This is a genomic window from Rhizobium sp. LjRoot30, from assembly GCF_964253915.1.
GTDB lineage: Bacteria > Pseudomonadota > Alphaproteobacteria > Rhizobiales > Rhizobiaceae > Metarhizobium.
This window is the reverse complement of the sequence record NZ_CAXUSG020000025.1, coordinates 23,080-34,906: the sequence shown is the minus strand read 5'-3', so window position 1 is coordinate 34,906 and position 11,827 is coordinate 23,080. Positions and strand designations below refer to the sequence as shown.

Here is an 11,827-nt window from a genome sequence, read left to right as displayed (position 1 = left end):
GAGTAGGACGAGGAGACCCTTGACGTACTTTAGTGGGCTGGAAGGCCACCGTGTCCACCGACGACCACCCGACGCAGACCTTCGGTGCCACCATTGCCTACATCACCCCCTCGGTGAACTTCCCCGCGCGGCTCCGTCGAGGCAAAGCTCGCTTTCTCGGCGCGCCGACCTAATTGCGCCTAGCATGGCCGTCGCCACTGAAATCATCATCACGCGAAAAACGCAGACCATGGTCGTGAACACGGGTCCCGGGCTTACAATGCGAATTCTTGGTCGAGGCGCGGTATCACGCTCTCCCAACCCAGCTCGCGCCCGATGCGCACGCGCAAGGCTTCCGAGGCTTCGGCCTCGCCATGTACGATGAAGACCTTGCGCGGCGGACGCGGGCAACCCGCAAGCCAACGCATCAGTTCATCGGCATCGGCATGGGCCGAGAGCATATCGAGATGGGCCACCTCCGCATTGACCGGGATCCAGTCACCATGGATCTTCAATTCCTTCGCGCCGTCTTGAAGCGAGCGGCCCCTCGTACCGGCGGCCTGGAAGCCGGCAAGCAGGATCGTATTGCGCGGATCGGGCGCGAAGGCTTTCAGGTGATGCAGCACACGGCCGCCCGTCGCCATGCCGGAGGCGGAAATGACGATCTTCGGAACGCGGCTTGAACTGATCGCCTTCGAGGCCTCGACGTCGTCGGTGTATCGGGCGATGCCGAACACCGTCCGGCATCTTTCGAGATCAAGCCGGTGCTCCCCGGGATGCCGGCCCATGAGGCCGGTCGCATCGATGGCCATGGGACTGTCGTGGAACACGGGGACGTCTCCAAGAACCCCTGCCTGTTTCAGCTTCCAGAAATAATAGAGCAGTTCCTGCGCGCGCCCGACGGCGAAGGCCGGAACGACGAGCGTCCCGCCACGTTTGATCGTGCGCTCCACGACCGCCCGCAGGGCATCTTCGGGATCGGTCTTGTCGTGAATGCGGTTGCCGTAAGTGGATTCGATCATGACATAGTCCGCCCCGACCGGCCGGGCCGGGTCCGGCATCAGCGGATCGCCGTAGCGGCCGATATCGCCGGAAAAGACGATCCTCTGCCCACCCCAGGCCATCTCCACCCATGCCGCGCCGAGAATATGGCCCGCGCGATGGAACCGGAACCACGCTCCATTGGAAAGCCGCACGGTCTGGTCGAATTCAACGGTCGAGAAGTGCTCCACGGCGTTCTGCGCGTCATGGACGGCGTAGAGGGGTAGAGCCGGCTGGTGGCGCGACAGCTTGTGCCGGTTGAGGAATTCCGCGTCCTTTTCCTGCAGATGGCCGCTGTCCATGAGGATCAGCTCGGCGACATCGCGGGTGGCCGGCGTCGCGTAGATCTTGCCACGGTAGCCCTCGCGCACGAGGCGCGGCAGATATCCGCAATGATCGAGATGCGCATGCGTCAGGATCACCGCGTCGATATCGCGGGGCGAAACCGGCAGGGGTGCCCAGTTGAGGTCTCGCAGGTTCTTCAGACCCTGGAAAAGGCCGCAATCGATCAGGATGCGATGTCCCCCGAGGGTGAGCAGATGCTTCGAGCCGGTGACGGTCCCGGCGCCGCCGAGCGATTTCAGAGACAGCATGGTTCCCTCCCCTCACAGGCCGCATTTGTCCACGGCGCGGCCGGGCCGGATATGTCTATTGTCGCGCATAAGGCCATTTCCAGTCGCGGATCTCGGGCATGTCCTCGCCGTGCGCACGCACATAGGCATGGTGCGCGGTGAGCTTCGCCTTAAGCGTGGCGACGAGGTCCGGTTTCCTTTCGGCAAGAGCTGGCAGGCGTTCGATCGCCTCGATGGCGAGGTGAAAGCGGTCGAGTTTGTTCATCACCGCCATATCGAAGGGCGTGGTCGTTGTGCCCTCCTCGACGAAGCCCTTGACGTGGAAATTCGGATGATTGGTGCGTTTGTAGACCAGCCGATGGATAAGATACGGATAGCCGTGATGGGCGAACACGACCGGCCGGTCTCGGGTAAAAATCCGGTCGAAATCCTCGTCCGAAACACCGTGCGGATGATGCTGCGGCGACTGCAATGCCATCAGGTCCACGACGTTGACGACACGGATGCGCAAGTGCGGCAGCACCCGCCGCAGGAGATCGACGGCGGCGAGTGTCTCCAGGGTAGGTACGTCGCCCGCGCAGGCCATCACGATATCGGGCCCAAGCCCCTCCTCCGTGCCCGCCCAGTCCCAGATGCCAAGTCCGGTCTCGCAATGGGAGGCTGCCTCGTCCATCGTCAGCCATTGCGGCGCCGGCTGCTTGCCGGCCACGATGACGTTGATGCGGTTCCAGGTCCTCAGGCAATGGTCGCCGACCCATAGCAACGTGTTGGCGTCCGGCGGCAGGTAGACGCGCACGATGTCCGATCCCTTGTTGGCGACGAGATCGATGAAACCGGGATCCTGATGGGAAAAGCCGTTGTGGTCCTGCCGCCAGACGTGGGAGGTGAGCAGATAGTTGAGCGAGGAAACCGGCTTGCGCCAGGGCAGCTCGCGCGCCACCTTCAGCCATTTTGCATGCTGGTTGAACATCGAGTCGACGATGTGGATGAAGGCCTCGTAGCAGGAAAAGAAGCCGTGCCGGCCGGTGAGCAGGTAGCCCTCCAGCCAGCCTTGGCACAGATGTTCGCTGAGCACTTCCATGACACGGCCTTCCGGCGCCAGATGATCGTCCGTCGGCAGCGTCTCGGCCATCCACACGCGATCCGTCGCCTCGAAGACGCTGCCGAGCCGGTTCGAGGCCGTCTCGTCCGGCCCGAAGATGCGGAAGTTGCGCTCCGCCGCGTTCAGCCGGATTACGTCGCGCAGGTAATCGCCAAGCACCTTCGTTGCCTGCGCCTCGGCCGCGCCGGGCCGCTCCACCGAGACCGCATAGGCAGCGATGTCAGGCGTGCGCAGCTCCTTGCGAAGGACGCCGCCATTGGCGTGCGGACTGGCGCCCATGCGGCGCGCGCCCGTGGGTGCCAGCGCCCGCAACTCCGGCTTCAGGCGGCCATCCGCATCGAAGAGGTCTTCGGGATCGTAGCTGCGCATCCAGGCTTCGAGGATGTCGCGGTGGACGGCGTTGGTGCGGCACTCGGAGACGGGCACCTGATGGGAGCGCCAATGGTTTTCCACCATCTTGCCGTCCACCTCCTTCGGCCCCGTCCAGCCCTTGGGGCTGCGCAGCACGATCATCGGCCACCGCGGCCGGCGGGCGGGCTCGTCCTTCGCCGCGGCGCGGATGGCCGCGATGCGGTCGAAGGCGGCGTCGAGCGCGGCCGCCATGGCCCTGTGCATCGCCTGCGGCTCATGCCCCTCCACGAAGATCGGGTCGTAGCCGTAGCCGGTGAAGAGATGGGCCAGCTCCTCGTCCGGCAGGCGCGCCAGCACGGTCGGGTTGGCGATCTTGTAGCCGTTGAGATGGAGGATCGGCAGCACCGTGCCGTCGCTGACGGGGCTGAGGAACTTGTTGGAATGCCAGGCGGCGGCGAGCGGGCCGGTCTCGGCCTCGCCATCCCCCACCACGCAGGCGACGACGAGGTCCGGATTGTCGAAGGCCGCGCCATAGGCATGCACCAGCGCATAGCCGAGTTCGCCGCCCTCATGGATGGAGCCGGGCGTTTCGGGGGCCGCGTGGCTCGGGATGCCGCCGGGAAAGGAAAATTGCCGAAACAGCGCCTTCAGCCCCGCCTCATCCTCGCCAATTTCGGGATAGACCTGCGAATAGGTGCCTTCCAGATAGGTATTGGCCACCATGCCCGGCCCGCCGTGGCCGGGGCCGCAGATATAGAGGACATCGGCGTCGCGCGCCCGGATGATGCGGTTGAGATGGGCATAGATGAAGTTGAGGCCCGGCGTCGTGCCCCAGTGGCCGAGAAGGCGCGGCTTCACATGCTCCGCCTTCAAAGGCTCGCGGAGCAGCGGATTGTCCATCAGGTAGATCTGGCCGACCGAAAGATAGTTGGCCGCCCGCCAGTAGCGGTCGATCAGCGCGAGGTCTCCGGTATCAGGATCGTTCGCCATATCTTCTCTCCGTGCCGCCTGTTTTGCGGCTTCAACGCTCATGCCGATCGGTTTGCTCCGAAAAACGCGACGCTGCTCGCGACGGCTCGAGGTCTGCCGCGAAGGATTTTCCGGCAAACTCGGTCTGGTAGACCCGTTTCAACAGGGTCTCATTCTAAGTGGCTTCGCGCAATGAAACTTGATCTGCGTCAACGGAGGGTGAGACTGCCCTGTATAGGGTGACGCAAAGGTGACGGACCGATGAATGACTTTCTGCGTAACAAGACTTTCGACCAGATTCAGCCTGGCGATACCGCCTCGATCGTCCGGCTCGTCGGCCATGACGACATAGACCTGTTCGCCGCCGTCTCCGGCGACGAGAACCCGGCTCATCTCGACGCCGCCTTCGCGAAGACTGGCCTCTTCGGCCATGTCGTCGCCCATGGCATGTGGACGGCCGCCCTGGTTTCCGCCGTGCTCGGCACGCGGCTGCCGGGGCCGGGCACGATCTATCTCGGCCAGGAACTGCATTTCCTCAAGCCCGTCGCCCCCGGCGACACGATCACCGCTACCGTCACGGTGAAGGAGAAGCAGCCGCAAAAGCGCATCGTCCTGCTCGACACCGTCTGCACCAACAGAGCGGGCGACGTGGTGTTGAAGGGAATGGCAACGGTGATCGCACCGAACGCGCCTATCGAGTGGCCTCGCACGCCGCTCCCCGACATTTCACTCAGACGGCACGACCGCTACGAGGCCTTCGTGAAGCGGGCGCGCGACCTTCCGGCAATCCGCGCCGCCGTCGTGCATCCCTGTTCGGCAGCCGCCATCACCGGCGCGCTGGAAGCGCGCGAGGGCGGCCTGCTGGAACCGATCCTCGTGGGGCCTGAGGCCAAGATCCGCGCCGCCGCCGAGGCCGCGCAGGTCTCGCTCGACGGTATCGAGATCGTTCCCGTCGCGCACAGCCACGCCGCGGCAGACCGCGCCGTCGAGCTTGCCGTCTCCGGCAGCGTTTCGGTACTGGTCAAGGGCAGCCTTCATACGGACGAGCTTCTCGGCGCCGTCGTCGCGACCGCGTCCGGCCTTCGCACAGAGCGGCGCATCAGCCATGTCTATGCCATGGACATCCCGGCCTACGACAAGCCGCTCATCGTCACCGACGCGGCGATCAACATCCAGCCGACGCTGGAGCACAAACGGGACATCTGCCAGAACGCAGTCGATCTCCTGTGCCGGCTCGGCATGGAAAAGCCGAAGGTGGCGGTGCTCGCCGCCGTGGAGACCGTGAACCCCAAGATGCCGGCGACGCTCGATGCCGCAGCGCTGACCGTGATGTCCGCGCGCGGGCAGATCACAGGCGCGAGCGTCGACGGACCGCTCGCCTTCGACAATGCCATCAGCGTGGATGCCGCCCGCACCAAGGGCATCGTCTCCCCCGTCGCGGGCGAGGCCGACATCCTGCTCGTGCCGGATCTCGAAGCCGGCAACATGCTGGCCAAGCAGCTCATCTACTTCGCCGGCGCGACGGCCGCCGGCCTCGTGCTCGGTGCGCGTGTCCCCATCGTGCTGACGAGCCGTGCCGATCCGCTCTCGGCCCGCATCGCCTCGGCGGCGCTCGCCAAGATGGTCGCCGCGCCCCATCCGATGGAGGGATTGCCTGGATGAAGACCCTGCTGACCTTCAATGCCGGCTCCTCCACCGTGAAGATCGGCCTGTTTGTGCTTCGCTCGGGCGCGCCCATCCGGATCGCCCGGGGCGTGACCGATTTCCGCCACGACCCGCTGACCTTCCGGATGAGCGAGGGAGAGCAGCGGATCGAGGCCACGCTGGACGCCCGGCCGGACGCGGACCTGAGCGGCATCCTGTCGGAGACCGTCGCCGTCCTCGGCCGCCATTTCGATCTTGGCGAGGTCGCAGCCGTCGGGCATCGCGTCGTGCATGGCGGCGACCGCTTCGCCGGGCCTGCTTGCCTCGACGGGGAAAGCATCGCAGCCATCGAGGCGCTGACGGTGCTCGCTCCGCTCCACCAGCCGCAGAGCCTGCGCCTCATCCGCGCGATCGGCAACGTGCTGCCGGACCTGCCGCAGGTCGCCTCCTTCGACACCGCCTTCCACCGCACGAACGACGCGCTGGTGCGCCGCTTCGCCATCCCGCGCGCCCTCCATGACCGGGGCATCAAGCGATATGGCTTCCACGGCCTCTCCTACAAATATATAGCCGGCGAACTCGCCCGCCTTGCGCCGGAAAAGGCCAGCGGCAGGATCGTCGTCGCCCATCTCGGCAGTGGGGCAAGCCTGTGCGGCCTCGCCAAGGGGATCAGCCGCGACACCAGCATGGGCTTTTCGACCCTCGACGGCATTCCCATGGCGACGCGTTGCGGCGCGCTCGACCCGGGCGTGGTGCTGCATCTCCTCGGGCAGGAGGGACTGGCGCTGCACGAGGTAGAAGACCTCCTCTACCACGAATCCGGGCTCCTCGGGATTTCCGGCATCAGCGCCGACAGCCGCGACCTTCTGGAAAGCGCAGCGCCGGAAGCGAAGGAGGCGATCGATCTCTTCACCTTGCGCATCGCCGGCGAAGTCGCGCGACTGGCCACCACGCTCGGCGGTCTCGACGCCATCGTCTTCACGGCCGGCGTCGGCGAGAACCAGCCGGCGGTGCGGGCCGGCATCTGCGAACGGCTGGGCTGGCTCGGCCTCGACCTCGACCCCGTCGCCAATGCTGCGAACGCGATGCTCATCAGCACAGCGGAAAGCCGCACGGCCGCCTTCGTCATCCCCACCAACGAGGAACAGGTAATCGCCGAGGAAACCGTCTCGCTGCTGGAGGGCGCAGGGAAATGACCGCCGCCGCCGGCCGCCGTTGTAGTGCCCTGTCGATCCCGCAGAAAGGCTAGGGCGTCCGTTCATTTGCCTTGCGTCAATGTGTCGGGAGCCGAAGAGGACGAAAGTGACACGGGTTCGCGCACGGATCGAAGGAGGAATTCCCGATGATGATCCGCGAAATGACGCAGAAGAAATGCACCGCAACCGTCGCGGCCCAGCGGCTGGCGCGACTGGCTTGCGCTGAAGGCAACACTCCCTACATCGTCCCGATCTGCTATGCCTATTCGGCAAGCCGGCTTTTTGTATTCTCGATGCCGGGCAAGAAGCTCGACATCCTTCACGTCAATCCTCGCGTATGCTTGCTCATCGACGCTTTGGAAACGCGGCATCAATGGAAGAGCGTCATCGTTGACGCCCTGTTCCACGAGCTTCCCGATACCGCAGAACTGCACGAGGAGCGCCTGAAAGCCTGGGCGCTCCTCGCAAGGGACTTCGACTGGTGGGAGCCAGGCGCACTAAAACCCCAGCCACAACCCGTTGCCGCCAAGTCACCTCACGTCTTCTTTGAACTCGAAATCCTCACAATGAGCGGGCGCGAAGCCGTGAGCGAAACAGGCAACGCGTCACAATGAGAAGCCCAGCGGATATCTCGGCCTCTCATCAACGAAGGGCCCTGAGCGCATTGAGGATAACGGCCACGTCGATCGCCTCCTGAAGGATCGCACCTTCGACCGGCTGGAGATATCCGAATGCCGCCGCGACCATCGCCCCGACCGAGAGCGTAAGCCCCACCGATACGCTCTGCAGTGCGATCCGGCGGCTTCGGCGCGCAATGGCGATCGCCTTGGCGAGCGGCGCAAGCTCGTCGACAAGAAGCACGACACCGGCGACCTCCGACGACGAAGCAGTACCGCGCGCGCCCATGGCGACACCGATATCGGCCGCCGCGAGCGCAGGCGCATCGTTGACGCCATCGCCGACCATCATGACCGGGCCATTGCCGGTCTCCCTTCTGACCGCATCGACCTTGGCTTCCGGCGTCAGATCGCCGAGGACGCTGTCCATGCCAAGCGCCTTGCCCACGGACTGCGTGATCTCCGTGCGATCGCCGGACGCCAGAACGAGCTTGCGGATACCGGCCGCACGGAGATCGTCCAGAACCGGCAGCGCATCCATGCGGACCCGATCCTTGAGAACGATCATGCCCGCAAGCACTCCATCGATGGCGACAGCCACGGTCATAGACGCCCGCATCTCCGGCGAGATCAAGCCATGCGGATCTTCGCAACCGGACGTGCGCTGCACGAAGCCACTCCCGCCAACAACAATCCGCCGGCCGTCGACATAGCCTTCGATGCCGGTGCCGGGCACCTCCCGCACACCCTCCGGCTTCGAAAGAGACAGGCCCCTTTCCGTTGCCGCGCGGATCAGCGCAGAGGCGACGACATGGCCGGAAGCCTGATCGAGGCTTGCGGCCGCCTCCAGCACGGCTTCCGCCCTAAAGGGCGATGTCGTCCTGATATCGACCACCGCTGCCTGGCCATGGGTGAGTGTGCCGGTTTTGTCGAGAACCGCCGTCTGCACCCGCGCCAGCATTTCGAGCATGCCGCCGTTCTTCACGAGAACGCCGATGCCCGCCGCCTTCGACATGCCGGAAATGATGGCGACGGGAACCGCAAGGATCAGCGGACAGGGCGTTGCGACGACAAGGACGGCGAGCGCACGGATCGGTTCCTGCGAAAAATACCAGGCGGCGCCCGCGATGATAAGGGTCAGGACCAGGAAGCCCATCGCGAAACGGTCGGCCATGCGGACCATGGGCGCCCTGCTTGCCTGCGCTGTCTCGACCAGCCGGACGATCCCGGCATAGGTGCTTTCGGCAGCCGTCCGGTTGGCGACAAGATCGAAGGCCGCGCCCACGCAGGTCGAGCCGCTGAGCGCTTCGGTTCCAGGGGGAGCGGGCTGCGGCAGGGGCTCTCCCGTCAAGGCCGCCATGTCCAGTGCGGCGCCGTTGCCGGAAACGATGCCGTCCACCGGCAGCACCTCGCCCTGTCGGATCAGCAGCCGGTCGCCTGACTGGATCTGGGAGATCGCGACTTCTTCGAGCCCGGAAGCGCCGTGGCGCATCGCAAAATGCGAGACGCGCCCCATCAGAGCCGTCATCTCCCGACGCGCGCGCCCTTCCGCAAAAGATTCCAGCAACTGGCCGCCCGCGTACATCAAGCCGACGACGTTTCCGGCAAGCGGCTCGCCGAACGCGATCGCCGCAGACATGGAAAGCGCCGCAACGATATCGAGCCCGACATCGCCCCGGCGCAATGCACTGAAAACCTGGAGAAGCAAACTGGTAAGGACGGCCAGCGTCGCCGCACCCCAGACAAAATGAGAGTAGCGAGCGGCTTGCCACGACAAGACCAAGCCGATCACCAACCCGCCAGCGGCAATAGCGACCAGGATCACGCTCGAATGTCGTTGCCAAAGGCCTTTGTCCACTTGTGACACGTTCCCTACTCCTATCGGCAGAATGCGAAGAGAGTAAGCCCAACGACGGGCGCACTCGCCTTGCGCAAGATCAATTCCGGGAGCGAGGATTTCTCTACAATGAAATAAGCGACCACCGAGACTTGGCCGGCTGGTTCATTCGTGGTGGTTTTGCAAATGGATACGCTCATAGCCAGATTGGGTCTCGCGCTATCGATTGGTCTTTTGGTCGGGCTCGAACGTGGCTGGCAGGAGCGGGAGGCGCCCGAGGGCAGCAGAACCGCCGGCATGCGCACGTTCGGGATATCGGGACTTCTTGGCGGCGTGCTGGCGGTCCTCGCTCAAATCCTCAACTCTCCGATGGTGTTTGCAATCGGTTTCCTGAGCTTCGCCGTCACGCTAGGCGTGTTCAAGCTGCGCGAGGCGCGTTCGGATTCCGATTATAGTGTCACCACCGTCATGGCGGGCCTAGGCGTTCTGGCGCTCGGCGGCATGGCGGTCACCGGCGATGCGCAAGCAGCGGCAGCGGGCGGCGCAGCCCTTGCAGCCACGCTTGCAAGTCGAAACGTCCTGCATAGCTTCCTGAAGCGCCTGACCTGGATGGAACTGCGCTCTGCGTTGATGCTTGCCGTCATGACGGCGGTGGTCCTGCCGATCCTGCCGAACGAAACCGTCGACCCGTGGGGAGTGCTTAATCCTTGGAAGGTTTGGTTCTTCACAGTTCTGACCGCAAGCCTCTCGTTCCTCGGCTACATCGCCGTCAGAATCTTCGGAGCGAGGAAGGGCTTCGTGCTGAGTGCGATTGCCGGCTCCCTCGTCTCGTCCACCGCCGTCACCATGGTTCTCGCGCGAACCGCAAAACGCTCTGCCGATCCGCTTCCGTTGGCCGGCGCTGCGGCCCTCGGCGCAGCGGTGTCCATCCTGCGCGTGATGGGGCTGGTCCTCCTGATCGACCCGGCAGCGATCATTGCCGTCGGCCCGGCCGCCGCAACAGCAGCAGTCGTATTCGCCGGTTCTGGGCTCACGATAATCTACCGGCAGCAGGACAAACCGTTCGCTGACGTACCGGCCAGCAATCCCTTCGAGATCGGTCCGCTCGTGATCTTCGCGACGATTTTCGCGGCAGCCGCCATTGCAAGCGCTGTTCTCGTCTCGCGCTTCGGTAGCTCCGGTCTTTTGGCCACAAGCGCATTGACAGGCACGGTCGATGTCGATGTCGCCGTGCTGGCTGTTCTGCAAGTGGGTCGGAACGCCATGCCGATCGACGTGGTTGGAGAGGCAATCCTTATCGCCATGGCAACGAATGCCCTATGCCGTGCAGGCATCGCAACCGTCCTCGGACCATCGACCTTCAGCAAAACGTTTGCCGCCCTCACAATCACCGCCGGCGCGGCAGCGTTTGCCGTTCACACCATCATCGCCGGTATGTGACAAGCGTGCTCGGCGGCGTGGCCGCCGAGCACAGGAAGAGATAATCAGCCAATCGTCATCCGACGAAGCACATTTGTCTTCCAATAGAACTGATGCGCCAGCGCGCCGAGGACATGAAGGCCGACAACAGCCCACAGAACGGTCTTGAGAACATCGGCATGGAGGTCGCCTGCGCCCTCGTACCCGAGGTAGTAGGCAGCGGCGCCAGTAACCGGCATTGCGATAAGAAGAAGGTAAAGGGTCCATTCGGAAACCTTCGCAACCAACTTGAACATCTGTGGCTCCTCAGATGGCGCAGTCGGCACGCCCTGGATCTGCCGGAGCAAAAGGCGAGCCGCCACGAGAACGAGAATCGCGATGCCGGCATAGGCATGGATGTTGGCGCTCGCCATCTGTTCGGCGCTCGCCGCACCGGTTTGTTTCATGCTCCGGTTCCACGCATTCATGCCATCAGGGAATAGAAGATTGAAGAAGACGAGCCCCACTGTGAGCCAGTGCAAGACTCGCTGCGGAAGGGAAAACGAGAGCAATGGGGTCGTAGCCATGGACGTGGTTCGCCTTCTTTCGTGTGATGGCATCCAGGAGGATGCGGTTACTTCGTGCGTGCATTCCCGCCTCGTAGTGACCCTTGATGTTGCAGAGAAGGAGATAGTAACCGGGCGCAAGTTTCGCCTTCAGCTGCCTGTCCATACCGGGCTTCAGGTCTGATACTTCGCCGAGACTTTTCAACTGCTTCTCATCCACCCGATGTTTGGAGGCAATCACATCGATCTTCTGATCGGCCGACTTCAGCTTGACCAGAACCATTTCGTGCTCCTCGGTCATCGCGTCGTTGTGCACCACGAACGTCGTTTCTCCGGCTTTATCGTGGAGCGGTCGAGCGTGAACGTCATCGGACCGCCGCCTTCGCCACTTTCGATGACCTTGACGGTGTTCGCTACCCATGGGGGCGAGGTGACTGTGACGATGGCGAGCGCCGTGAGGATATTGCGACGGATGTTCATGTCGGCTTGGCTGGAACTCCATCGGGGAATAGGTCTGCATGCTGACAGATGGCTGAACGAGAAACGCCAGGGAGA

At 64.0% G+C, this 11,827-nt stretch carries 9 protein-coding genes and 1 pseudogene; 5 read left to right on the top strand and 5 right to left on the bottom strand.

Annotation, left to right across the window (positions count from 1 at the left end; translation table 11 throughout):
• Positions 1 to 50: 50 nt before the first annotated feature.
• Positions 51 to 173 carry a hypothetical protein gene (locus ACSQ3I_RS26855; protein WP_436004046.1) on the top strand — a complete coding sequence of 41 codons (123 nt, stop codon included), beginning with the start codon at positions 51 to 53 and terminating at the stop codon, positions 171 to 173.
• An 81-nt stretch (positions 174 to 254) separates the two neighbouring features.
• Here ACSQ3I_RS26855 and ACSQ3I_RS26850 read toward each other — a convergent pair whose 3' ends face one another.
• Both ACSQ3I_RS26850 and ACSQ3I_RS26845 read right to left on the bottom strand, forming a co-directional pair.
• Complete coding sequence (locus tag ACSQ3I_RS26850; RefSeq protein WP_436004044.1) at positions 255 to 1,613, bottom strand: MBL fold metallo-hydrolase RNA specificity domain-containing protein; 1,359 nt, start codon at positions 1,611 to 1,613, stop codon at positions 255 to 257.
• 55 nt (positions 1,614 to 1,668) lie between these two features.
• Entirely contained in the window at positions 1,669 to 4,083 is a 2,415-nt protein-coding gene (locus ACSQ3I_RS26845; protein WP_436004050.1) for a phosphoketolase family protein, read from the bottom strand.
• 192 nt (positions 4,084 to 4,275) lie between these two features.
• On the opposite strand from ACSQ3I_RS26845, the gene ACSQ3I_RS26840 reads away from it, so the two are divergent.
• The 3 genes from ACSQ3I_RS26840 (at position 4,276) to ACSQ3I_RS26830 (ending at position 7,468) form a co-directional block, all read left to right on the top strand.
• Complete coding sequence (locus ACSQ3I_RS26840; RefSeq protein ID WP_436004042.1) at positions 4,276 to 5,676, top strand: bifunctional enoyl-CoA hydratase/phosphate acetyltransferase; 1,401 nt, start codon at positions 4,276 to 4,278, stop codon at positions 5,674 to 5,676.
• Positions 5,673 to 6,854 (top strand): acetate/propionate family kinase, encoded by a 1,182-nt coding sequence (locus ACSQ3I_RS26835; RefSeq protein WP_436004040.1) that lies wholly within the window; start codon positions 5,673 to 5,675, stop codon positions 6,852 to 6,854. The genes ACSQ3I_RS26840 and ACSQ3I_RS26835 overlap by 4 nt, the downstream gene beginning before the upstream one ends.
• 146 nt (positions 6,855 to 7,000) lie before the next feature.
• A complete protein-coding gene (locus ACSQ3I_RS26830; protein ID WP_436004038.1) occupies positions 7,001 to 7,468 on the top strand; it encodes a pyridoxamine 5'-phosphate oxidase family protein in 468 nt (155 codons plus the stop codon).
• A gap of 28 nt (positions 7,469 to 7,496) precedes the next feature.
• Here the strand turns inward: ACSQ3I_RS26830 and ACSQ3I_RS26825 are convergent, their stop codons facing one another.
• Positions 7,497 to 9,296, bottom strand: coding sequence for a heavy metal translocating P-type ATPase (locus ACSQ3I_RS26825; protein ID WP_436004036.1), 1,800 nt, complete (start codon positions 9,294 to 9,296; stop codon positions 7,497 to 7,499).
• Between the two features lie 198 nt (positions 9,297 to 9,494).
• Here ACSQ3I_RS26825 and ACSQ3I_RS26820 point away from each other — a divergent pair, with 198 nt between their 5' ends.
• Positions 9,495 to 10,748, top strand: a complete 1,254-nt coding sequence (locus ACSQ3I_RS26820) for an MgtC/SapB family protein (protein WP_436004034.1) — start codon at positions 9,495 to 9,497, stop codon at positions 10,746 to 10,748.
• Positions 10,749 to 10,792: 44 nt separating this feature from the next.
• Here ACSQ3I_RS26820 and ACSQ3I_RS26815 read toward each other — a convergent pair whose 3' ends face one another.
• Complete coding sequence (locus ACSQ3I_RS26815; RefSeq protein WP_436004032.1) at positions 10,793 to 11,293, bottom strand: cytochrome b; 501 nt, start codon at positions 11,291 to 11,293, stop codon at positions 10,793 to 10,795.
• A 55-nt stretch (positions 11,294 to 11,348) separates the two neighbouring features.
• Positions 11,349 to 11,752, bottom strand: a pseudogene (locus ACSQ3I_RS26810) (plastocyanin/azurin family copper-binding protein); the annotation flags it as partial.
• Positions 11,753 to 11,827 lie beyond the last annotated feature (75 nt).

Excerpts from the sequence above, each read along its gene's own strand:
- ACSQ3I_RS26815 (WP_436004032.1), bottom strand. The coding sequence starts at position 11,293 with ATGGCTACGACCCCATTGCTCTCGTTTTCCCTTCCGCAGCGAGTCTTG.
- ACSQ3I_RS26850 (WP_436004044.1), bottom strand. The coding sequence starts at position 1,613 with ATGCTGTCTCTGAAATCGCTCGGCGGCGCCGGGACCGTCACCGGCTCG.
- ACSQ3I_RS26840 (WP_436004042.1), top strand. The coding sequence starts at position 4,276 with ATGAATGACTTTCTGCGTAACAAGACTTTCGACCAGATTCAGCCTGGC.
- ACSQ3I_RS26835 (WP_436004040.1), top strand. The coding sequence starts at position 5,673 with ATGAAGACCCTGCTGACCTTCAATGCCGGCTCCTCCACCGTGAAGATC.
- ACSQ3I_RS26820 (WP_436004034.1), top strand. The coding sequence starts at position 9,495 with ATGGATACGCTCATAGCCAGATTGGGTCTCGCGCTATCGATTGGTCTT.
- ACSQ3I_RS26830 (WP_436004038.1), top strand. The coding sequence starts at position 7,001 with ATGATGATCCGCGAAATGACGCAGAAGAAATGCACCGCAACCGTCGCG.